Below are 23,452 nucleotides of genomic sequence, written 5' to 3'. Positions count from 1 at the left end.
AATAATATGAAATTAAGTATTATTAAAAGGGATTCAAGAGTTAAAGACTTTGATATGGAGAGAATACATATAGCCATTAAAAAGGCTTATGAAGAAGTCCATGGAAATGATTTTGTGTTTAAAGAACATTGGAGTGACTTAGAAATTAACATAGAAAAAACTATTATAGAGTTAGGAAAAGAAGAGCTGTTTATTGAAGAAATTCAAGACATAGTAGTTAAGGCTTTAAATAATAAAGATAAAACTGTATCAAAGGCCTATGAAGATTATCGTGAAAAGCGTAGAATTGCAAGAGATACTAATGGTGATACATATAAAAAATTAGATAAGGTACTTCAATGCTCTGATATTATGAACTCCAATGCTAATGTGGACGAGCATAGTTTTGGTGGTCGTAAATTTGAAAGTGCAAATGTAATATTAAAAAGGTATACCCTAGATAAGGTAATAAAGCCTGAAATAGCAAGGGCGCATATTGAAAATAGATTATATATACATGACTTAGATAGTTATGCTACGGGAATGCATAATTGTAGTTTCCCAGATATAAAGAAGCTGGTTAACAATGGATTTATTACTAGAAATGGGGATGTAAGAGGAGCTAATGGACTATCTACAGCATTTCAATTAGTAGCAGTAATATTCCAAATACAAAGCCAGGAACAATTTGGAGGTACAGGCAGTTGCCATATAGATTATGATTTAGAAGAGCAGGTTGATATATCTTTCAAAAAGCATTTTTCTGATGCACTTTTTTACTTTGAAAATAAAGAAGTAAGCTGGAAAGAGTTAGATTCTGAAATATGCGTAGAAAATAAAGAAGAGCTAAAGAAGAAATATACTAAGCTAACAGCTTTTGCATTAAGAGAGTTAGATAGAGAGGGTATGCAGTCAGCTCAAGGCTTATACCATAATCTGAATACACTAGAATCGAGACCAGGTTCCCAAGTACCATTTACATCTATAAATTTAGGAAGAAGAACTACAGTTGCTGGTAGAATGCTTACTAGATGGCTTATGCTTGCTAGTATAGATGGAATAGGAAAACATCATAAAACAAGTATATTCCCAATAGCAATCTTCCAATATAAAAAAGGGGTTAATGATACAGAAGAAACTCCAAACTATGACTTAAAGAAGTTAGCTATAGAATCTATGTCTAAAAGAATATATCCTAACTGGGTAAACTGTGATTGGAGTAAGAATGTAGAAGATTTAAGTAATCCGGATACAGCTATGGCAACTATGGGATGTAGAACCTTAGTTGGATTTGATAGACATGGTATGGGATATTCAAAGGTAGGAAGAGGAAATGTTACTCCAGTAACAATTAATTTGGTAAAAATAGGTATAAAACATGGGATATGTTTAGGAGAAAGAGAAGAAGCTAATCTTGAAGGTTTTTGGAATGAATTAAATGAGCTTTTAGAACTTTCAGCTACAGCCTTAGTAGATAGATTTAAATATATATGTTCACAAAGTGCTAAATCAGCCCCTTTCATGTATAGAAACAAAAGTATGTTAGGTGGAGAATATGACTCAGACACTTGTATTTATGATGTAATGAAACATGGAAGCCAAGCTATAGGATATGCAGGTATTGCAGAAATGTGTCAAGCTCTCTTTGGAAAAGATCATGGTGATGATAAGGATGTTCATAAGTTTGCATTATCAGTGGTAGAAAGAATTTCAAGGTTTGCAGAGGAAGCTTCAGAAAGATACAATTTAAACTTTGGTTGTTATGCAGCGCCAATTGAGTCTACTTGTGGAACTATAATAACAGGAAATAGAGAAATTAAAGGTTTAAGGGATGAATTTGGAGTTATAAAAAATGTAACGGACAGGGAGTGGATAACTAATTCACATCACATACCAGTTTGGAAAAATATAGATGTATTTACTAAGTTACAACTTGAGGCTCCATTTACTAAGTACCCTACTTCAGGATGTATAACTTATGTAGAGTTAGATAGTTCAGTAGTAGAAAATCCAAAAGCAATAGAGCAAATCATAGATTATGCCTTTAGCTTAGACATTCCGTATTTAGCTTTCAATTTTCCTATAGATACTTGCTTAAAGTGTGGCTATCAAGGAGAATTTAATGATAGATGTCCAATTTGCCATAGCGAAGAAATAGAACAACTTAGAAGAGTTACAGGATATTTAACTACAGATTATCGCAACTTTAATAAAGCTAAGCAAGCTGAAGTTAAAGAAAGATTTAAACATAGTACTATAACTAAGCTATAGGAAGGAAAATAAAATTGATTGATACTATAAGATTAATAGGATATAATTCTTGTTCTTTAAATGAGGGAGTAGGTCTTAGGGAAGTATGCTATATAGCGGAATGCACTCATAAGTGTCCCGGATGCCATAATGAAAAGTATTGGTATGAAGAGGGAGATTTATATAAAATAGATGAGGTTGTAGATAAGCTTACTAAAAATCCAATTACAGATATAACTATAAGTGGTGGAGATGGGCTAACTGTCCAGTATGAAAATACTCTAGAATTACTTAAGAGGTTAAAAGAAAAATGTAATAAAAATATATGGTTATATACAGGATATACTTGGGAGCAGTTATTTTCATTGAATAAAGCTGAAGTTTTAAAATATATAGATGTAATTGTAGATGGAAGATTTGAAATAAGCGAAAGGGATGTAACTCTAAAATTTCGAGGAAGTAGCTCACAAAGAATTATAGATGTTAAAGAAAGCCTTAGGGAAAATAATGTTAAAGAATTTAAGTTATAAAAATTAATATAAGAGCATTAGAAAGAGGAGAGACGCAATGAGAACAAGAGGATTTGAAATAGTTACAGGTGAGAAAAGAAAGCATCCACAGGAAGACATACAGTTACCAACAAGGGGAAGCAAGCATGCTATAGCCTATGATATATATTCACCTATAGATGTAGTTATAGAGCCTATGGGTAAGCAATTAATATGGACAGATGTAAAGTCATATTTTCAACCAGGGGAAGCTTTGATTATTAATGTTAGAAGTTCTATGGGAAGTCATCCAGTTTTAATGGCTAATGCTCAAGGCTGGGTAGAGTGTGACTATTATAACAATCCTAAGAATGATGGAAATTTGGGAATAAATCTTTTAAATCTAGGAAAAGAGCCTTATATAATTAAAAAAGGTGATAGAATAGCTCAAGCTATGTTTATACCTTTCTTAGTAAGTGATAACTGTAATACTGAAGAGGAAAGAGTTGGAGGTTTTGGTAGTACAGGTAAATAATAAGTTTTAATTGGTGTATTTATTTTTTAGAACAAGGGCACTATATTCTTAATCTTTTATTAACGCTTATAAAGGTAGGGATATAGTAAATGAAAAGAACTATGATAACAGTAGTAAGTTGGACTTTAATTATTTCAGCTATTTCTATGGTATATTTTTTTAACATTATTGAAAAAAAAGAAAATGAACCATTTGTAGAAGCTATGGTAAGTGATAATTTATTAGTTAATAATAAAATCATTGAGCATATAGGCTTAGCAGAAGAAGCTTTAAGGGAGTTCGGGGCTATGAGTAGTGAAGAAGCTGCAAAGCTTTGGGCAAAGGGAATGATGACTAGAAATGGAGTACTTCAATACGCTGTTATGAATGAGGAACTTCAGCAAGATTTTAAAAATCATCTTTCTAATGAAAATAATACATCATGGGTAACAGGGACTTCAAGTCCATGGATTACTAGCTATGAAATCATAGACCAAGTTGATGTAAGTAGCAAGGTTAAATTGTATAAGATAAAATTCAATTTAACTACAGCAGAGGGCAATGAGAAACCAGTCTATAACACATTAACTATAATGTACAATAATAATAATAATAAATGGGCTATTTCAAGTATAAGGTAGATTAACTTTGTAGCTAAATATATTATAAAGAAGTTCTTATTTATGGCGATATATAAGAACTTCTTTTGTTTCGAGGTTTATTGTAGTAAATAAGCTTAAAAAATAGTATAATTGTGTAGCATAAGTTAATAATGTGGAAATAAACAATAAACTTAAGTATTAAATAAGTAATGTTGATATATAATTTAGAACATAGAAAAATTTAAAATGTAAAATAAGGGAGATAATTATGAAAATAAAACTAAACTCCAATATTGCTAAAAGAACTATATCTAATATTATTGTAGTTTCAGTAGGGATTATACTGTTTTTTATAATAAAAAATCTAGGAGGTATTTTTAATAAAGTAGGAGAAGTAATTAAATTATTAATGCCATTTATATATGGTTTTTCTATGGCATATTTATTAGCTATACCATTAAAGTTTTTAGAAAATAAAGTTCTTAAATTTATGGACAAGAAAAATCAGTACAAAGCAAAAAGGTTTATTTCAATAACTATTACTTATATATCTGCAGCTATATTAATTAGTATTGTATTTTCTATATTAGTTCCAGAGCTAAGTCGTAGTATATATACACTTTTAGAAAATATACCTGACTATATTAAGGCTCTAGAGGAATACATAAATAATATAGTTATAGCTTTAAATTTAAATGGTGATATGGTAGAAGATATAGTAAAAGATTTTAATAGCATATCTAAGTATATAACAAGTATTGCGGGCACAGCAGTGTTAGATTTATTCCAATTCTCTGCTAATATTACTCAATATATACTAAACATATTTATAGCAACAATTATATCTATTTATTTATTAGCAGGAAAAGAAAAATTTTTTGCACAGATTAAAAAATTCTTATATGCTATGTTACCGGAGAAACCTGTAAAATATGTAATAGAGCTAACTAGGTCTAGTCATAAAACTTTCATAGGTTTTCTTGGTGGTAAGTTGTTAGATTCATTAATTATAGGAATCATATGCTTTGTGGGTATGAAGATATTTAAAATGCCATATCCACTTCTTGTAAGCTTTATAATAGGAATAACTAACATTGTCCCGGTATTTGGACCATTTATAGGAGCAGTTCCTAGTGTTATAATTATATTTATTGCTAGTCCAATTAAGGCATTATGGTTTATATTATTTATTTTAGTGCTTCAACAGTTTGATGGAAATATATTAGGGCCTAAGATTTTAGGAAACTCCACAGGATTGACTGCATTTTGGGTAATGTTTGCCATACTTTTAGGAAATGGATTATTTGGAGTGGTAGGAATGATATTAGGAGTTCCAACATTTGCTGTGATTTATTCAATTATAGTAAGTGTAATTAATAATGCACTAAAGGAAAAGGGATTGCCAGTAGAAGCTAAGGAGTATGCAGCTCCAGAAAATAAAATTAAATTTTAGAAAATGTACATTAATATGTTGAGATATGAGGTAGATCTACATCTCAACATATTTTTATTTTATAGTCTTAAGTTTGTTACAAATTCTAGTGAAAAATAATCCATATTTCAATAATAATATAATGTAAAGAACACATTTCAAAATAATTACAGATATTAATATTGTTAATAAAGGAAATATGATGTATAATTTAACTGAAAATATAAAAATGAGGTGTTAATTATGGATTTTATGTCCTTTGAAGATGTTATAGCTAAAATTCAAGGTGTAACTCATAGTAAAGTAGTATATAATGAGGATGAAGTAGAAGAGGTTCATATAATTGCAAATACTACAAGATCACCTAAACAGATTGTAAGAGACATCGAATCAGCACTTCTTGCGATATTTAATTATAGAATAGATAGAAAATTAATTAGTATAGCTCAAATAGATACTGGGGAAACGAAGTCTATAAAGAGAATTAGATATGAAGGTATTTCTTTAGAAGTTAAAGATAATAACGTAAGATGTGAAATTAGATTAAATATGGATGATGATGAGTATACGTCTACGCAAACTGCAATTGGAACAAGTATTAATAGACTTAAGGTAGTAGCTAAAGCTACTGTGTCAGCTGTAGAAGAAATAATTGGACAAGTCTCTGTTTTTGATGTAGAGGATATAGTAGTAAATTCAATTAGAAATATATCCTATGTAACCGTTATTGTAAATATGATAAATGACATTGCAGAAGAAGTTCTTATAGGAACTGCCATTGTAAGAAATGATGTAAATGAGGCAATAGCAAAGGCCACTCTTGATGCAATAAACAGAAGAATAGAAAAATAGTTAAACTGGTTTAATGGCCGATTATATTTAAATTATATTTAAGTTTTATTTATCTTCCCTTAGCGGAGTGGAAATTATGACAGATTTTTAGCGGATCTTTGTTAATTTGCATATAAGGGGGATTTTATAATGAAAAACATGAAAAAAGTTATGCCAGCTTTAATAGCTTTAATAGCTTTAGCAATGGGTGGTGGTTCAACTATCACTTGGATATTTTAATAGTTAAGATTAATAAATAATCGGCCTTAAATATATCGGAGGAATAAGATGAATAGTATATCTTTAAAACAAAAAAGATTTTTTATTTTAATTTATTTAGTTACTGTAATTTCTTTTATAATTCCTATAATGAATGGGAAAATGGAAATTGAAGTTGGTAATTTTACAAATATTATAGTATTCATAATTTTAACAGCAATTACAGAATCATTTACAGTATCATTTAAGAATATGTCTTTTAGTACAAGTTTTGCTGTAACTATAGCTTCCTTTGTGTTATTTGGAACGTTTGAATGCATTATAATTCTTATATTAGGATTTTTATGTAGAGTAATTAAGGTTGATGAAAATATATATAGATATAAATATAAACATGTATTTAATACTCCATTATATGGAACAATATTTAATTGTTGTGCGTTAATATTACCAGTTGTAGTTGGTAATTTTTTTTATAAAACCTTAGGTGGACAATTTAGTCTAAGCTTTATAGTTAGAAATATAGGACCATTGATAGTATTTTGTTTTGCTTTCATAATAGTTAATAGTTTAATAATGTCTATATTAATGTCTATAGTTACAAATAAGAATGTAGTATTCTGTTTTACGGGTAATATAAGAATGGGAATATTAAATTCTGTAGTTATGATTCCAGTAGGAATTTTATTAGCACTAGTATTTATTAAGTATGGTTATTTAGGCATAGCATTCATAACATTTCCATTATTGTTAATTAGATATACTCTATTACTATATTCAGATTCAAAATCTCAGTTTATTGATACTGTTGAAGCCTTAATGAATGCAATTGATGCTAGGGATCAATATACAGAAGGACATTCTAGAAGGGTTGCAGAGATATCTGTAGCCATTGGAAAAGAGTTAAAATATAATCAGTGGAGTATTGAAGAATTAAATATAGCTGCTATGCTGCATGATGTGGGTAAAATTGGAGTTAGTGATGCTATTTTAAATAAACCAGGAAAGTTAACGGATGAGGAATTTGATGCAATAAAGGAGCATCCGGAGATAGGAATTAAAATAATTAAGGATATTAAAAATATTGATTATGTTTATCCTGTAGTTAGAAACCATCATGAAAGGTATGACGGAAAAGGATATCCAGATGGTAAAAAAGGTAATGAATTACCTTTAAATGTTTACATAGTTCAACTAGCAGATACGGTGGATGCTATGGCATCTGATAGGCCTTATAGGAAAGGACTTTCGGAAAGTATTATTTTAGAGGAAATTAAAAAATATTCAGGTACTCAATTTCATCCTAAGGTGGCAGAAACTTATTTAAGAATTGTAGAAAAGAATGGTGGAAAGTTGCCTTAATATAATAATTAAAAATAATTTAACTTAAAATATTTTACATATATGGGGGATAGCTATGTTCTTATTTTCAGTGATTCTTGGAGTAGTATTAGGATATTTGCTAAAAGGAAATATAGAAAATTTAAATAATCTCGAAATTAAAGGATGGTGGCTTATAGCCCTAGGGTTTTTAGTGGAATTTATAATGAAGATTTTTCTTAAATCAGGAAACCTTCAAATTGGAAGTTTAACTTATGTTTTAAATATAGTAATGTATAGTTGTATAATGGCATTTATATATATCAATAGAAAATATAAAATGATTTTAGTGATTGGGATAGGACTTTTATTGAATATAGTGGTTATATTCGGAAATGGATGTACTATGCCTATTAGTACAAAGGCTATGGATATATTAAATGTAAGTGGACCAGTAGAAACTAAAGGTTTATATTCTATTATTAGTGCAGAAACAAAGTTTAAATTTCTAGCAGATGTAATACCATATAAGTTATGGAAGTATGGGGGGATAGCCAGTATTGGAGATATTGTATTATCTATAGGTATCATTGGTATTATAGTAAAGGGAATGAAGCTTAGGGCAGATTAAAATAAATATAAAATTATATATTTAATTCTTATAGAACACCTTTTAGGTGTTTTTTGCATATTACATAGAATAGTAAAATATAATCGTTGAAGAAGAAAATGGGTATAAATTCAAGCAGTTTCAAGTAAAATTCAAGTTATATTTAAAAAAGTGTATTGACTACAAATTAACAATAATATATATTTATACCATGGGTAAAAAAGGATTTACATAAAGTTATAACATAACTCAATTGAGAAAATTGATAAGGGGGATGAAATATGGCGTTAAAGGTAAATAATCTTGCTAAGAGCTATGGTGATAAACTGGTAGTTGATAATTTAAATTTTTCCATAGAAGAACCGGGAGTTTTTGGATTATTAGGAACTAATGGTGCAGGAAAAACTACTACCATAAGAATGATGCTAGGAATGTTGAAAAAAGATAATGGTACCATTACTTGGAATGAGAAATCGTATAATTCTAAAGAAGTTTCAACAGGGTATTTAGCAGAAGAGCGTGGTATATATTCAAAATTTACTGTGTTAGATCAATTAATATACTTTGGTGAGTTAAAAGGAATGACTCGCAAGGAGGCGTTAAAAAGTATTGAATATTGGCTTGAAAGATTAGAAGCTACTGAATATAGAAATAAAAGAGCAGAGCAATTATCTAAGGGTAATCAGCAGAAAATACAATTTATTGCAGCCTTAATATCTAATCCAGAAGTACTAATTTTAGATGAACCTTTAAGTGGACTTGATCCAGTAAATACAGATTTGTTTAAAGATATAATTAAGGAAGAAATAGCAAGAGGTAAATATATAATAATGTCAAGTCACCAAATGAGTACTATAGAAGAGTTTTGTGAGAATCTTGTTATACTTAATAAAGGCAAAACTGTGTTAAGTGGTAACTTAAAAGAGATTAAAAAAACTTATGGAAGAAATCACTTAATTTTAAGTTGTGATGGAGATATAAAAGAACTATTGGAAAAAGCTAATATGAAAATTTTAAATGAAAATCAAGATTATATAGAGTTAAGTATTAATAGTGAAGATGAAGCTACGAGTTTACTTAAAGAAATATTAAGTAGAAATATTCAAGTTATTAGATTTGAGCTTAGGGAACCAACTCTTCATGAAATATTTATTGAAAAGGTAGGTGAGTAGAATTGAGTATGGATAATTTCTGGAAGGTTACAAAATTCACTGTAGCTCAACAAGTTAAGGGTAAGGCATTTAAGATTTCTACCACCATAATATTGATAGCGGTGCTTATATTAACATCATTAGTAAACTTTATTCCCGCAATTTTTGGTAAGGATGATGACAGTAAAGAGGCAACTAATGGTAGCAAAGAAATAGGAATAGAGACTGCTTATTATATGGATGACTCTGACCTGAAGGTAGATTTAGAGTCAGGATTAAAAGTAGCTTTTCCAAATTTAAAATTTAAAAAGGCTACAGAAAGTAGAGAGGCTATATTAGAAAAACTTAAAACTTTAGAAGATAAGATGGTTTTAGTTTCTATTAGTAATGAAAACATAGGATATTACGTGGAGGTAATAACACCCACTAGTGATGCTGTGTCTTCAGATGATGGACAAATACTAGCGGAAACTATATCTAGTATTTTAAATAATAGTAGATTAATTAAGGCTGGAGTATCACAAGAAGAGCTAGGAAAATTATCTACACCTATAAACACTCAAGTATTTACTGCAGGTGATGAGGATGATACCTTGGAAGATATGATAATAAAAATGGTATTTCCTATGGTAGCATGTATGCTACTATTCTATATAATTTATTTTTATGGATATTGGGTTGCCAGCTCTATAGTTGCAGAGAAAACCTCAAGAGTAATGGAATTATTACTTACATCAACTAAACCAATGGAACTTGTTGTAGGTAAGTGTGTTGGTATGGGATTCTTAGCAATAACTCAGTTTGCATCTATATTACTAACTGCCTATATATCCTTTGTAGGAAGTGGAGCTATAGTTAAGAAGTTTATAGATACATCTGCAAATATATTTGATATATCAGCAGTACTTGGAAAAATTCCGGTGATACAAGTGGTATTAATAATACTGTTCTTCATATTAGGATATGTATTGTATGCTATTATAAATGCTTTAGTTGGTGCAACTATAAGTAAGTTAGAAGATTTAAATACAGCTATAATGCCAGTATCATTTATTTCAATAATAGGTTTTTACCTAGCATATGCAGCAATAATGTCACCAGAATCAGTGATAGGAACCATTGCAACCTATGTACCATTTTCAGCACCATTTTATATACCATCTATGATTTTGTCAGAAACAGTAGGTATAGTTCAAATGGGAGTTTCATTATTAATATTAATAGCAACAATTATAGTGTTGACTCTATTTACAGCTAGAGTATACTCTGTAGTAATACTTCATACAGGTAATAGACTAAAAATAAAAGATCTATTCACCATATTTAATAATGAAAAATAATATAACAAAATTATAAGTTTAAAGCTAACTAAGAATAAAATTGTAAAAGATTATTCCTAGTTAGCTTATCTTATCTAAATGTAGTATGAGTAGACGGTTCATTTTCTCCGTATGGAGAATGCTCATTAGCTTTATTTTTAACACCTTCTTGGTATTTAGGGGATATTGGATCAGATTTTAGTGAAGTGGTTTTTTTATTTTTAGTTTTACAAGAATTTTTAGACATAATACTTCCTCCTTAATATAAGTAATATTATCATTTGTAGAATTACATAAAATAATACTAGTAATATATTGTATATATGGTAGTAGTGTTATAATAAAAATTCATGTTATTGTATTATTTATCTAAGTCTAATTTATTTATAATATCATCATAGGTTGTCTTAGTATTCTTTGAATGTTTGTAGTTAATGTAATAATGGGAAGGGCTTGAGTCCAATATGATTTCAATGAAGGGACCCTCTTTGCTAGCTAAGAATAGCTTAGCTTTAATATTATTTTCTAGACTATAATTTCCTTTTTGGATTCTACCCATGCCTATGCCGCCTGTCCTAATAAGAGTTTTAGGCATTTCATTTACTAGAGAAATACTTTTTATTTTATCCTTTGGAATTGAAGCATTAACTCCACTATATATTTTTATAGAAGTATCAGTGATTGTTACTTTAGTTGAGAAATAACCAATAGCCATTATAGGTATACAAGTTATCAGCATAATAAATATAACTATTACTAATACAATTTTTGTTTCTTTACTAGAGTTTGGATTATGGTCAAAGCGTTGACAATAATAAATAGAATGCAGTAGTACAATTACAGTTAGAACTATAAAAATAGCTAAAGAAATATTAAAAAAATAATTTAATAGAAATCCAATAATATTCAAACTAGAGATAAAAAAGAATGTTTTACTCATATAATTTCCTAAGGTTTCAATTTCCACATTTGCTTTTTCTTCTTTATTCATAGTGTTGTATCCTGAGATTAGCCAATACCACTTTAATTTACTTATGCATATTCCAATACCAAAGAATAAGGATGCAACAATTAAAAGTGCAATACTTATTCCCATAGAAACACCTCCTAAATATAGTATATAATATTATATACAAATTATATGATTAGTTAAGAATTATATCAAGAAAATAATGTAATAATTACAAAATATGAGAAGTAGAATTTAAAATGTATATGTTACATTAAAAAATATGTTAAATAAGTATTGACTATGTTTGTTGAGTATTATATTATTAAGAAAATTAAAATATTTATCCCAATAAGTATTAAAATTAAATTTAGATAATTAAGAGATGTTATTTAGGGTAGAGGAGCTTTTACCAAAAGTATTCTTGAGAAGTGGGCACACGATGATACAAGAGGAAAGGGGAGAAAAGCCGAAGAAAATAACCTGGCAAGGATATTCTCTGGGATAGTACAAAATATGTGCTATACTGCCACTATGAAAATAGTGGAGAGCTACAAAGTAACACCTGTTGTGTTCATAGTGAATTAAAATGAGCGTGACAAAGGTGTTCCTTTGTCCGCCTTTTTTTATTTTGGTACATAAGTACCCAAATAAATATTACTCTCATAAACTTATAGTGGGGAGCTGAAAGGAGAATTTACTATGAACTTATTTGGAACAATGAATGTTAGAGAAAACAATCTTTTTGTGGGTGGAATTAATACTTTAGAGCTGGTTAAGAAATTTGGAACTCCTCTTTACGTCATGGATGAAGAGCAAATTAGAGATAACTGTAGAAGATATATGAAAGCTATGGGTGCAAAAATAAATAATAACAAAGTAGCTTATGCTGGAAAGGCGTTTTTAACTAAGGCTATTGTTCAAGTTATGAAGAATGAAGGACTATGCTTGGATGTTGTATCAGGAGGAGAAATTTACACTGCGATAGTCAGTGAATTTCCTATGGATAAAGTATATTTTCATGGAAATAATAAAACTATGGAAGAGATAAAACTAGGAATAAAAGCGGGTGTTGGAACCTTTATTGTGGACAATATGATGGAATTAGAGAATATTAATAATATATGTGAGGTTTATGGAAAAACTCAGGATATATTACTTAGAATAATTCCGGGAATTGAGGCACATACTCATGAATATATCAAGACTGGACAGATTGATTCTAAGTTTGGATTTACTCTTTTGGAGGATAATATATTTAGAGTAGTAAAGAGTATAAGTGAGCTTGAGAATATAAATTTAAAAGGACTTCACTGTCATATAGGATCTCAGATATTTGATATAGAACCATATAGAGAAGCTGTAAGGATTATGATTAATTTAATGAATAATATTAATAATCATTTTGAAATTACTATGACAGAACTTAACCTAGGTGGAGGTTTTGGTATATATTATGGTGAAGGTGACGATCCCAAAACTATAGAGGAATATTGTGCTGGAATTTTAAATGAAGTAGAGAGTTGTAGTAGAAAATTACAGATGAAAAATCCTAATATAATAATAGAACCAGGTAGAAGTATAGTTGGAAATAGTGGAATCACTTTATATACTATTGGAGGAGTTAAAGAAATTCCTAATATTAAAAAATATGTATCTGTAGATGGGGGAATGACAGATAATATAAGACCATCATTATATAGTGCACAGTATCAAGGATTAATAGCCAATAATGTAGAAAATAATGAAGAAGCTATGGTTACTATTTCTGGTAAATGTTGTGAATCAGGAGATGTATTAATTAATGATATAAGTCTTCCAAAGGTAAAAAAAGGTGATATATTAGCAGTGCTTTCTACAGGAGCCTATTGCTATTCCATGAGTAGTAATTATAATAAGATTCCTAAGGCACCAGTGGTTTTAGTTGGAAAATTAGGACCAAGGCTCATATGTAAAAGAGAAACCTACGAAGATATGTTAAGAAATGAATTAGATTTAGACATTATATAGTAATTAATTTTAGCTTATAACAAGAGATACAGGTGAAAGGAAATGAAAATATAAAAAGGGAGTGATATAAACACGGGGATACTAAAAAAGTATCCTCGTGTTTATCACTCCTTTTTAGTTACCTACTGGGTGTTCAGTAGCGCTAGTATCTACAGTTACAGCAGAAGTTTTAGAAACTAATTTTCCATTTTTGCTTTTAAATATTTCAGTTGATATAATATAGTCCATTATATTGTTAATTTCTGTAGGTGATATACTATCTTTAACAGAGTTAACTGTAAGATTAAATTTATTTTCCGTTTCATCCTTAAAGGTCATAACTAATTTTTTTTCCATTATTAATCCTCCTTATTTTTTAGAATTATAATTATGAGAGAGTAGAAATTTTTTATCTTTAGCCTTCATTCAAAGTATAATCATCTAGTTTTTTAATTTCTGTAGGTTGACTTATTAGTACAGATCCAATTACTATGCCTAAATTGTAGACCTCTTCATCAGTAGCAGATCCACTTACCTTTGAAAATTTTTGACTTTGAATTTTCGGACTACCATCCTGGTTTTGTCCCTTTGTATATTTAATAACTAAGGCTGTATTATTTTTAGTATTTGTTATTGCCATAGTATCAACTCCTTTCAATGAACATATATGCATTTGAAGATAAAAGTGGAAAATAATTATAAAACTTTGAAATTTAGAAACATAATATAGTAAAATTAAGAAGATGAATATTTAATAAGTCATTATTTAAAAATATATAGATAAGTGTATAGAGTGTTATAATAAGTGATTTGAATTTAGGAGGAAATAATGAAGAGAATTAGAGATTATGAAGTTACTGTAGGAAAATTACCAAGGGGAGAAAAAAATAAAATTACTGATGTAAAAGGAGTAAGGGTAGGTCATGTTACATTAAAAGATGGAGATGTAAACACAGGAGTAACAGCTATATTACCCCATGATGGAAATCTATTCAAGGATAAAGTATATGGAGCTGTTCACGTAATAAATGGTTTTGGAAAGACTGTAGGAACCATACAATTAGAGGAGCTTGGAACAATTGAAACACCAATTATGCTTACAAATACTTTAAATGTAGGGACAGTAAGTCAAGGATTAGTCAGATATATGCTTTCAATAAACACTGATATAGGTGTTGAAACAGGAACTATTAACCCTATAGTTGGAGAATGTAATGATGGATATCTAAATGATATTAGAGGACTTCATGTTAAAGAAGAGCACGTATTTGAAAGTATAAATAATGCATCTACAGATTTTTTAGAAGGAGCAGTAGGAGCAGGAACTGGAATGAGTTGCTTTGGGTATAAGGGTGGCATAGGATCTTCTTCTAGAAAAATAAATATAAAAGATGAAGAATATACACTAGGTGTATTGGTACTATCCAATTTTGGAATCAAGGAAGATTTTATACTTAATAACAATGATATAATATCCATGTTATATGGTAATAACATAGATATAAATGTGACTAACTCAAACTGTAATATAGATAATTTGGAAAAGGGATCTATTATGATAATTTTAGCTACAGATGCTCCGCTATCCCCAAGACAATTGAAAAGAGTGGCAAAGAGAAGTATTGTGGGTATAACAAGATTAGGTTCTTATCTTGGAAATGGAAGTGGTGATATAGCAATTGCTTTTAGTACAGCTAATAAAATTAAACATTATGAGGAATGTGTAACTAGTAAAGTTAAAGTAATTAATGAAAATTATATCGATTTCTTTTTTAGAGCAGCTGCAGAAGCTGTAGAGGAGTCAGTTCTAAATTCTCTAATTACAGCCGACACAGTTATTGGTCGAAATGGAAATAGAAGAGATGGATTGTCTAAATCTTTAGATTAATAAACAGGATTGTATATAAGAATTAGAGCATAAGTCACTTAAAATTATTGACATGAAATATATTAAATGATAAATTATTTATAATAGGATTTATTTACACAGGAGATGGTTGTAGTGAAATACTTGTCAAATAGAAAATATGAACATCATCATAGATGCAAGGTCTTATAATTATGGTTTTAAAATTAAGCCATAGATAGGGCCTATTTGTGCGAAGGCAATTGTATCTATGGAGTTATTGAGTTTATATCTCTAAGGATACTAGTTGTCTTTAGAGATTTTTTTATAGTATGAAAGCTTCAGATTTTCAGATGAATATTATATAAGTTTTATAAATTAAGGAGAGATTGATATGAGTACAAAAATAACAAAGCCTAGTATATTGCCAGGATTTATGGAGCTTACTCCAAGAGAGCAAGTAGCCTTTAATAATGTTTATGATGTCATTAGAAGAAATTATGAGTCTTTTGGATTTCTACCTATAGACACTCCTATAATTGAAAAAAGTGAAGTACTACTTGCTAAAACTGGTGGAGATACAGAAAAGCAAATATATACTTTAACTAAGGGTAGTACAGAGATGGCATTAAGATTTGACTTAACAGTACCACTTGCACGTTATGTAGCTCAACACATGGAAGAAATAGCCTTTCCATTTAAAAGATATCAAATTGGAAAAGTCTATAGAGGTGAGAGGAATCAGAGGGGTAGATTTAGAGAATTTTATCAGTGTGATGTAGATGTAATTGGAAATGGAGCATTAAGCATAGTAAATGATGCTCAGATTCCTAGTACTATATATAAAATATTTAAAGAGTTAGGCTTTGATAACTTTAAAATAAGAATTAATAATAGAAAAATCCTAGATGGATTTTTAAGAAGTTTAAATATAGATAATTATATAGAGGTATTAAGAGTTGTAGATAAAATTGAAAAGATTGGAGAAGCCAAGGTCAGAGAAGAATTAGAGGAATATATAAAAACCAGTGAAGGAATAGATGAGGTTATTAAATTTATAACTATAGAAGGTAGCAATGAGGAGAAGATTCAGTTCTTAAAAAATAGTTCAGTGACCAACGAAAGATTTTTAGAAGGTGTTGAAGAATTAGAAACTGTAAATAAGTATATAAAAGCTTTTGGAATTCCTGATAAAAATTATGTAGTTGACTTTAAGATAACTAGAGGATTAGATTATTATACTGGAACAGTATATGAAACATTCTTAGATGATTATCCAGAATTTGGTTCAGTGTGTTCAGGTGGTAGATATGATGATTTAGCCCAGTTCTATACGGATAAGAAGCTTCCTGGAGTTGGTATATCTATTGGATTAACAAGATTATTCTGGAGTTTTATGGAAAGCAATATTATAGATTTAAATAGTAATTCACTTATAGATGTTTTAGTGATACCAATGGACGAAGATTTTGATTATGGTATTGAAGTTTGTAATCAATTAAGACAATCTGAGATTAAAGTTGATATTTACCTTGAAGGTGGAAAGTTTGCTAAAAAAATGAAATATGCAAATAAATTAGCTATACCATATGTTATTATCATTGGTGAAGATGAGAAAACATCTAATAAAATACTTTTAAAAAATATGGAAAATGGTGAGCAACAATTAGTATCTATAGAAGAATGTATTTCAATTTTAAATAGTAGATAATTATAATGGTGGTATTAAAATCTAATAAATGATATAACATTTTTAGTATAAAAATGATTAGAGTCAATTAACTCTAATCATTTTTTATTTAAGTATTATTTAAATGCTTTTATATATGAAGACATTATGTATTCTCCAACTTTAAGATTATGTCCCCACTTTTCCTCATATTCCTTAGGAACGGCTTTAGTAGTTATATTAATTTCTTTAAAACCTGAGTTTTTTAAGTATACTTCTAATTCTTCAACTGAAGAAGCACCGGTAACTCACCCGCAATATAAGGATTCATCCGCCTTCATGTCCTCTGTAAGTTCCCTCATTAAAACTATATCAGAAATTGCAATACGTCCACCAGGTTTTAGAACTCTATATATTTCATCATAAACCCTTTGTTTATTTGGAGATAGATTTATAACGCAGTTAGAAATAACTACATCCACAATGTTGTCTGCTACAGGTAAGTTTTCAATCTCGCCAAGTCTAAAATCTATATTTTTATAGCCGTTTTGAGAGGCTGCCATTCGAGCTTTTCTTAACATTTCATGAGTCATATCAACTCCAATTACAAAACCAGTAGGACCAACTTTTTTTGAAGCTAGAAAACAATCAAATCCACCGCCACTTCCCAAATCTAAAACAGTTTCATTAGGACTTAAGTTAGATATAGAAAGAGGATTACCACAGCCAAGTCCCATATTTACTCCTGAAGGTACAGAGTTTATTTCTTCTTCAGAGTACCCTATTTTATTTGAAATTTCTACTGCGGACTTTTTAAGAGATATTTTACTAGTGCTACAGCAACTATTTTTATCTGTCTTTCCGAGAGCTATGTTTTTATAGCTTTCACGAACAGCATTTTTTATTAGTAGGTTTTTACTTGGATTCATATAAAACTCTCCTTAATTATTTATTAAATAGTAGGGTAAGCAATAATTAGTATATTATGCATTTTATTATACTATATAAAATGGCTTATTTATACTTAGTAGTAGATAAAATGGATTAATATATAATAAATCAATGTGATCTTAAATCATAATTTGATTATAAAATCAATGAATATATAGTTAACAAAATATAAATTTTAAATAAAATTAAGAATAATTAGGTATACGAAATTAAAAATTTTGTTATACTTTATTTTTGAAATAATGTAGATATTTGGATTATTATGGATTTACATGTTGAAAAAATACAGAGTATATGGATAAAAAATCAATAAAAAGTATTTTTATGTAATATATTAGTGTTTATGGAAGAAAAATCAGATAATTTTTTTATTGAAATAAATTCTTATACTGTTAATATATTCTTAAAAGTATATAAAATAATTAACATAAGTTAATAAGTTTATATACATATCACATAAGGTTAAGAAAATTATATATCAAGGGGGTAATTTAATGAACTTTAAAAAGGGCATATCTGTTGGACTAGCTCTATCTTTAGTGTTAGGTTCAACAATGACAGCGTTTGCTGCTCCTAATGAACTAGTTAAGTCTTTGGGAGAAAGTAAAGAAAAACTAATGGTATTACAGGCTCAGATAAAACAAGAGCCAGCACTTCAAACAATTAAAGACTCTGATGAAGTTAGAGTTATAGTAGAGTTAGACAGTGAGGCAGTACTTGAAAAGGCTACTAAAAAGGGGATAAAACTTGATGAAATGAGTAAATTTGAAGTTGGTAAACTTCAAAGCCAAGTTTTAAAAGAACAACGATCATTACAAAGTAAAATCAGTTCTAAAGGAATTAAATTTGAAGTTATAAATAGCTTTACTAATGTAGCTAATGGATTTAGTATGAAAACTACATTAGGACAAGCTAAAAATCTTGAAAGTATGGCTGGAATTAAGTCAGTTACTATTGCTAATGAATATGAAAGACCAGAGCCTATGATGAATAATAGTGGTGAAATCATAAAAACGGAGCAAACCTGGGCTAGTGGATACAATGGAGAAGGTACAGTAGTAGCAGTTATTGATACTGGTGTGGATTCAACACATAAAGATATGGTTCTTACAGATAAAAATAAAGCTGAACTTCAAGCAGATGAAGTACAAGCTATATCTAAGGAAAAGAAATTACCAGGTACCTATAGAACCTCAAAGGTTCCTTATGGATACAACTACATGGATAATAATCAAGAAATCTTAGATTTAGGTCCAGATGCTTCAATGCATGGAATGCATGTTGCAGGAACAGTAGGAGCTAATGGAGATACTAGCAAGGATGGAATTAAGGGAGTTGCTCCGGAAGCACAAATTCTTGCTATGAAGGTATTTGGTAATGACCCAGCTATGGCTTCTACTTTTGGTGATGTTATAGTTAAGGCTATAGATGATTCAGTACTTCTTGGCGCAGATGTTATTAATATGAGCTTAGGTTCAACAGCATCCTTTGTAGATGATACAGATTTAGAACAAGTTGCTGTTAATAGAGCTGTAGATAATGGTGTAGTTATGGCAATATCAGCAGGAAACTCTAATGTATTTGGAAATGGGCATGATAATCCATATGCTGAGAATCCTGATTACGGTGTTGTTGGTTCTCCAGGGTTAGCGACAGATTCTCTTCAAGTTGCATCTATAGAAAACAATGTTGTTACTGGATATGGACTAGAATTTTCAATTGGTGGAGAAAAGAATATAGCTCCATATACTTCATCAGGAACAGATATTTTATCTGTATTTAAAGGGAAAGAACTTAAAGCTGTAGATTGTGGATTAGGGGGATTACCAGAACACTTCCCAGCAGAAGTAAAAGGTAATTTAGCTTTGATCGAGCGTGGTGGTTATAATTTTACAGATAAAATAGCTAATGCTGAAGCAGCAGGTGCTACTGCGGTTATAGTTTATAATAATGCTAGTGGTGGAGAAGGACTTATAAGCATGATGTATCCAGAGGGTGGTACAATTCCAGCGTTGTTTATAGGAAATTCATTTGGTGCTAAAATTGCTACACAACTAAAAACTTCAGAAGTTAAGGTTGTAGCAAATGGTAATACTATATCAGTTCCTAATACAGTTAAAGGAAGCATGTCAGACTTTACATCTTGGGGAACTACTCCAGATTTAGAGTTTAAACCTGAAATTACTGCACCTGGTGGTAATATATGGTCAACACTTAATAATAATAAATATGGAAACATGAGTGGTACATCTATGGCTTCACCACATGTAGCAGGTGGATCAGCATTAGTACTTCAAAGAGTAGATAAAGACTTTAAATTAACTGGTGAAGCAAGAGCTAAAATGGCTAAAAAGTTAATGATGAGTACAGCTGTAGCTCATGTAGACAATGGAGCAAATCAGGCAGAAGGAGTTGTTGCAGGACCTAACTATACATCACCTAGAAGACAGGGTGCTGGAATTATGGATCTTCAAGCGTCTACTACTACACCAGCTATAGTTACAGATACAACTACTGGTGAATGTAAGGTTAATTTAAAAGAAATTAAAGATAATAAAGCTACATTTACTATAGAAGTTCAGAACTTTAGTGACAAAGAATTAACTTATAATGTGGCAGGTACTGTTCAAACAGATTTAATGTATAAAGGATATACACTTCTAGAAGCACAAAATATAATTAATAAAGATACTAAAAAATTCCCAATATCTTTTAGTAATAATACAATTAAAGTAGCTAAAAATGGAAAAGCTCAACTTACTGCTACTGTGGATTTAAGCAATACTATAACAGCATTTAATAAAGCATCCATTGAAGATGTTTTTGTAAATGGTGGATATGTTGAGGGATTTGTAACTTTATCTGATCCTACAGATACAAACCCAACTTTAAGTATTCCATATCTAGGATTTAAGGGAGCGTGGGATAAAGCTCCAGCTATAGATGCATCAATCTATGAAACAAAAAGAGATTCTTTCTATGGAGTTACATCTATAGTAAATAGTGATTTAGATTTCCTAGGTGTAGATTTATCAGGTAAAAATACAGATGGTAATAAAGTTGCGTTCTCACCAAATGGTGATGGTGCAAATGATGCAATATTACCTGTTATTTCTTATTTAAGAAATATGAAGGAATTAGATATAGAAGTATTAGATAAAGATGGAAAAGTTATAAGAAATTTAACTCAAGATTTCAATGTAAGAAAGCATTACCATGATGGAAAATACGATAAGTATAGTATCCGCAAAGATGCTACTTGGGATGGAACTGTTAACAATAAGGTAGTTGCAGATGGTGCATATACTTATAGAGTTAAAGCAAAAGTAGATTATGATAATGCTAAATGGCAAAACTTTGACTTTAAGGTAAATGTTGATACAAAGGCACCTGCAGTTAATAAAGTTAATTATGATAAAGATACTAAACAACTAGAAGTAATTGCAGAAGATAATAATAAGGGACATGTTTATAAATATGTACTTATTAGTGATGGTAAAGCAGTAGAAGAAAATGCAACAGGAAAATTTGATTTAAGCAAGTTGGATTATAAAAAGTGTTCTGTAGAAGTTTATGATTATGCACAAAATAAAACGTCTACTAAAGTAACAGAAGCAACTACAGGAGAATATAAGGAGCCTACAGGAGCAGCACAAGGAGATACTACAATTCCTACAGTGATGGTTGAAGGACCAGAATTCTTTGGAGTATCAAAGAGTGGTAAAGTAGTTGTTGAAGGTACTGTAAAGGATGCTTCAGCTATAGCAGAGTTTACTGTAAATGGAAAGAATGTACCATTAACCTTTGATACTCATAGTGGTCTTTGGAATTTCTCAACTGAAGTAGAATTAAAAGATGGATATCATAGCATTATGGTTGCTGCTAGAGATGCTGCAAATAATAAAATAGAATTTGCTCATAAAATATTTGTAGATACTACAGCACCAGTAGTTAACCTTGAAGCTGTACCATCTGAAACTACTAAAGATTCAGTAATTATTTCTGGTAAAATAAACGATAACCTACCAAGCTTAAAAGTTAAGGTAAATGGTAATGTTGTTAAAACAATAGCACCAGATTGGTCATACTTTAATGATTTAGAAAGTGCTAAATATGATTTAGCTTATGAAGTAAAATTAGCTGAAGGTGAAAATAAAATTTCTGTTGAAGCTATAGATGATGCAGGAAATACAACCGTTAAGGAAATAACTATTAAAAAGGTTAAAAAGATTGTTGAGTCTAGTGGTAGATTATATGGAAAAGATAGATATGCAACAGCAGTAGAAGTTAGTAAGACTGGTTGGAAAAAGTCTGATATGGCTGTAATAGCTAATGGAATAGCATATGCTGATGCTTTAGTAGCAGCACCTCTTGCAGCAAACTACGATGCACCAATACTATTAACTGAAGCTAGTAAATTAACTGAAGCTACAAAGATTGAATTAAAGAGATTAGGTGTTAAAACGGTTTATGTAGTAGGGGGAACAGGTGTTGTATCTGAAGCTACAGTTAAAGAGATGGCTAAGATGGGAATTGATGTAGTAAGATTAGGTGGAGCAAATAGATATGAAACTTCACTAGCAGTGGCTACACAGATAGATAGACAAAAGAATGTTGAAAATATCTATGTAGTAGGTGGATATGCTCCAGCAGATGCATTAACTATTTCATCTAAAGCAGCTACAGATAAGACTCCAATAATATTAGTTGAAGCTAAAAAGATTCCTGAGAAAGTATTATCATGGCTTAAAAATCAGAAACTTAAATCAGCTTATGTTATAGGTGGAGAAGGTGTAGTTAAGAACTCAGTTATGAAAGATTTAAATAAAATCACATCTGAGGATATAGCTAAAAATAGAATAGGAGGAGCAGATAGATACGAAACTAATGCATTAGTTACAGAAAAATTATTTGCAAAAGAGCAAAAAAATATGTATGTAACTGAAAGTATGAAGTTAGTAGATTCTCTAGTAGTTGCACCTCTAGCAGCTAAAACAGGTTCACCAGTTATAATAACTAATTCTAATTTATCTGATAAACAAAAGTCTTTAGCAGATAAGATGTTAGTTAAGAAAGTAGTAGAAGTTGGTGGAGAAGTTAGTAAAACTGCTGTGCAAGATTTAGTAAATAGAATAAATAATAAGTAAAATAAAGATAATAGTAAAATATCCTAGGTAGTAATGCCTAGGATATTTTTTATGTAAAATATGAATATATTGCAATTATTTATATTTTAGTACACATATATGTTTAAAAATCTCAAAATATAAATCGCATAAGATATAAATATTTTTTTGTAGTAAAAGTGAGAAATACAAAGAAATAATCTTCTT

19 protein-coding genes and 1 riboswitch are annotated in these 23,452 nt (G+C 29.7%); of the genes, 14 read left to right on the top strand and 5 right to left on the bottom strand.

Annotated elements, in window-relative coordinates:
* Positions 1-6 precede the first annotated feature (6 nt).
* The 10 genes from nrdD (at position 7) to B2694_RS10140 (ending at position 10,736) form a co-directional block, all read left to right on the top strand.
* Positions 7-2,250, top strand: coding sequence for an anaerobic ribonucleoside-triphosphate reductase (nrdD, locus tag B2694_RS10185; RefSeq protein ID WP_346885640.1), 2,244 nt, complete (start codon positions 7-9; stop codon positions 2,248-2,250).
* A gap of 14 nt (positions 2,251-2,264) precedes the next feature.
* Positions 2,265-2,759, top strand: coding sequence for an anaerobic ribonucleoside-triphosphate reductase activating protein (gene nrdG / locus B2694_RS10180; protein WP_346885639.1), 495 nt, complete (start codon positions 2,265-2,267; stop codon positions 2,757-2,759).
* A gap of 37 nt (positions 2,760-2,796) precedes the next feature.
* Entirely contained in the window at positions 2,797-3,252 is a 456-nt protein-coding gene (locus tag B2694_RS10175) for a dUTP diphosphatase (RefSeq protein ID WP_346885638.1), read from the top strand.
* 89 nt (positions 3,253-3,341) lie between these two features.
* Positions 3,342-3,872, top strand: coding sequence for a hypothetical protein (locus B2694_RS10170; RefSeq protein ID WP_346885637.1), 531 nt, complete (start codon positions 3,342-3,344; stop codon positions 3,870-3,872).
* A gap of 229 nt (positions 3,873-4,101) precedes the next feature.
* Positions 4,102-5,286: an AI-2E family transporter gene (locus B2694_RS10165; protein WP_346885636.1), complete on the top strand. Its 1,185-nt coding sequence runs from the start codon at positions 4,102-4,104 to the stop codon at positions 5,284-5,286.
* A gap of 222 nt (positions 5,287-5,508) precedes the next feature.
* Positions 5,509-6,117 carry a hypothetical protein gene (locus tag B2694_RS10160; RefSeq protein ID WP_346885635.1) on the top strand — a complete coding sequence of 203 codons (609 nt, stop codon included), beginning with the start codon at positions 5,509-5,511 and terminating at the stop codon, positions 6,115-6,117.
* A 267-nt stretch (positions 6,118-6,384) separates the two neighbouring features.
* Positions 6,385-7,677: an HD-GYP domain-containing protein gene (locus B2694_RS10155; protein WP_346885634.1), complete on the top strand. Its 1,293-nt coding sequence runs from the start codon at positions 6,385-6,387 to the stop codon at positions 7,675-7,677.
* A gap of 55 nt (positions 7,678-7,732) precedes the next feature.
* Complete coding sequence (locus B2694_RS10150; protein ID WP_346885633.1) at positions 7,733-8,266, top strand: DUF5317 family protein; 534 nt, start codon at positions 7,733-7,735, stop codon at positions 8,264-8,266.
* Positions 8,267-8,526: 260 nt separating this feature from the next.
* Positions 8,527-9,417 carry an ABC transporter ATP-binding protein gene (locus B2694_RS10145; protein ID WP_346885632.1) on the top strand — a complete coding sequence of 297 codons (891 nt, stop codon included), beginning with the start codon at positions 8,527-8,529 and terminating at the stop codon, positions 9,415-9,417.
* Positions 9,418-9,425: 8 nt separating this feature from the next.
* A complete protein-coding gene (locus tag B2694_RS10140; protein ID WP_346885631.1) occupies positions 9,426-10,736 on the top strand; it encodes an ABC transporter permease in 1,311 nt (436 codons plus the stop codon).
* A gap of 70 nt (positions 10,737-10,806) precedes the next feature.
* Here the strand turns inward: B2694_RS10140 and B2694_RS10135 are convergent, their stop codons facing one another.
* Complete coding sequence (locus B2694_RS10135; RefSeq protein WP_167403121.1) at positions 10,807-10,962, bottom strand: hypothetical protein; 156 nt, start codon at positions 10,960-10,962, stop codon at positions 10,807-10,809.
* 114 nt (positions 10,963-11,076) lie between these two features.
* The gene (locus B2694_RS10130; RefSeq protein WP_346885630.1) at positions 11,077-11,811 is read right to left on the bottom strand and encodes a DUF3784 domain-containing protein; all 735 of its coding nucleotides are present in this window, start codon (positions 11,809-11,811) and stop codon (positions 11,077-11,079) included.
* A gap of 243 nt (positions 11,812-12,054) precedes the next feature.
* Positions 12,055-12,226, top strand: a riboswitch (Lysine riboswitch).
* Between the two features lie 140 nt (positions 12,227-12,366).
* Here B2694_RS10130 and lysA point away from each other — a divergent pair.
* On the top strand, positions 12,367-13,674 hold the full coding sequence (lysA, locus tag B2694_RS10125) for a diaminopimelate decarboxylase (RefSeq protein ID WP_346885629.1): 1,308 nt from the start codon (positions 12,367-12,369) through the stop codon (positions 13,672-13,674).
* A gap of 114 nt (positions 13,675-13,788) precedes the next feature.
* On the opposite strand, the gene B2694_RS10120 is transcribed toward lysA, so the two are convergent.
* Positions 13,789-14,010 carry a DUF2922 domain-containing protein gene (locus B2694_RS10120; RefSeq protein WP_346878246.1) on the bottom strand — a complete coding sequence of 74 codons (222 nt, stop codon included), beginning with the start codon at positions 14,008-14,010 and terminating at the stop codon, positions 13,789-13,791.
* A 58-nt stretch (positions 14,011-14,068) separates the two neighbouring features.
* On the bottom strand, positions 14,069-14,293 hold the full coding sequence (locus B2694_RS10115) for a DUF1659 domain-containing protein (RefSeq protein WP_346885628.1): 225 nt from the start codon (positions 14,291-14,293) through the stop codon (positions 14,069-14,071).
* Positions 14,294-14,482: 189 nt separating this feature from the next.
* On the opposite strand from B2694_RS10115, the gene B2694_RS10110 reads away from it, so the two are divergent.
* Together B2694_RS10110 and hisS are read left to right on the top strand one after the other, a co-directional pair.
* On the top strand, positions 14,483-15,541 hold the full coding sequence (locus tag B2694_RS10110) for a P1 family peptidase (RefSeq protein WP_346885627.1): 1,059 nt from the start codon (positions 14,483-14,485) through the stop codon (positions 15,539-15,541).
* Positions 15,542-15,893: 352 nt separating this feature from the next.
* A complete protein-coding gene (gene hisS, locus B2694_RS10105; protein WP_346885626.1) occupies positions 15,894-17,210 on the top strand; it encodes a histidine--tRNA ligase in 1,317 nt (438 codons plus the stop codon).
* Positions 17,211-17,305: 95 nt separating this feature from the next.
* Here hisS and arsM read toward each other — a convergent pair whose 3' ends face one another.
* A complete protein-coding gene (gene arsM / locus B2694_RS10100; protein ID WP_346885625.1) occupies positions 17,306-18,097 on the bottom strand; it encodes an arsenite methyltransferase in 792 nt (263 codons plus the stop codon).
* A 516-nt stretch (positions 18,098-18,613) separates the two neighbouring features.
* On the opposite strand from arsM, the gene B2694_RS10095 reads away from it, so the two are divergent.
* Entirely contained in the window at positions 18,614-23,266 is a 4,653-nt protein-coding gene (locus tag B2694_RS10095; RefSeq protein ID WP_346885624.1) for a cell wall-binding repeat-containing protein, read from the top strand.
* Positions 23,267-23,452: the final 186 nt, after the last annotated feature.

Origin of the sequence: Clostridium sp. UBA4395 (assembly GCF_002390995.1) — a bacterium.
In the GTDB taxonomy this organism is placed as follows: Bacteria; Bacillota; Clostridia; order Clostridiales; family Clostridiaceae; genus Clostridium_J; species Clostridium_J sulfidigenes.
This window is presented reverse-complemented; position numbering and strand designations above follow the sequence as displayed.

What these genes read in the sequence shown, in the direction of transcription:
- B2694_RS10110 (WP_346885627.1), top strand. Translation starts at nt 14,483, where the DNA reads ATGAAGAGAATTAGAGATTATGAAGTTACTGTAGGAAAATTACCAAGG.
- B2694_RS10150 (WP_346885633.1), top strand. Translation starts at nt 7,733, where the DNA reads ATGTTCTTATTTTCAGTGATTCTTGGAGTAGTATTAGGATATTTGCTA.
- B2694_RS10115 (WP_346885628.1), bottom strand. Translation starts at nt 14,293, where the DNA reads ATGGCAATAACAAATACTAAAAATAATACAGCCTTAGTTATTAAATAT.
- B2694_RS10165 (WP_346885636.1), top strand. Translation starts at nt 4,102, where the DNA reads ATGAAAATAAAACTAAACTCCAATATTGCTAAAAGAACTATATCTAAT.
- hisS (WP_346885626.1), top strand. Translation starts at nt 15,894, where the DNA reads ATGAGTACAAAAATAACAAAGCCTAGTATATTGCCAGGATTTATGGAG.
- B2694_RS10145 (WP_346885632.1), top strand. Translation starts at nt 8,527, where the DNA reads ATGGCGTTAAAGGTAAATAATCTTGCTAAGAGCTATGGTGATAAACTG.
- B2694_RS10170 (WP_346885637.1), top strand. Translation starts at nt 3,342, where the DNA reads ATGAAAAGAACTATGATAACAGTAGTAAGTTGGACTTTAATTATTTCA.
- B2694_RS10155 (WP_346885634.1), top strand. Translation starts at nt 6,385, where the DNA reads ATGAATAGTATATCTTTAAAACAAAAAAGATTTTTTATTTTAATTTAT.
- B2694_RS10175 (WP_346885638.1), top strand. Translation starts at nt 2,797, where the DNA reads ATGAGAACAAGAGGATTTGAAATAGTTACAGGTGAGAAAAGAAAGCAT.
- B2694_RS10120 (WP_346878246.1), bottom strand. Translation starts at nt 14,010, where the DNA reads ATGGAAAAAAAATTAGTTATGACCTTTAAGGATGAAACGGAAAATAAA.
- B2694_RS10160 (WP_346885635.1), top strand. Translation starts at nt 5,509, where the DNA reads ATGGATTTTATGTCCTTTGAAGATGTTATAGCTAAAATTCAAGGTGTA.
- B2694_RS10095 (WP_346885624.1), top strand. Translation starts at nt 18,614, where the DNA reads ATGAACTTTAAAAAGGGCATATCTGTTGGACTAGCTCTATCTTTAGTG.
- B2694_RS10140 (WP_346885631.1), top strand. Translation starts at nt 9,426, where the DNA reads ATGGATAATTTCTGGAAGGTTACAAAATTCACTGTAGCTCAACAAGTT.
- B2694_RS10130 (WP_346885630.1), bottom strand. Translation starts at nt 11,811, where the DNA reads ATGGGAATAAGTATTGCACTTTTAATTGTTGCATCCTTATTCTTTGGT.
- B2694_RS10135 (WP_167403121.1), bottom strand. Translation starts at nt 10,962, where the DNA reads ATGTCTAAAAATTCTTGTAAAACTAAAAATAAAAAAACCACTTCACTA.
- lysA (WP_346885629.1), top strand. Translation starts at nt 12,367, where the DNA reads ATGAACTTATTTGGAACAATGAATGTTAGAGAAAACAATCTTTTTGTG.
- nrdD (WP_346885640.1), top strand. Translation starts at nt 7, where the DNA reads ATGAAATTAAGTATTATTAAAAGGGATTCAAGAGTTAAAGACTTTGAT.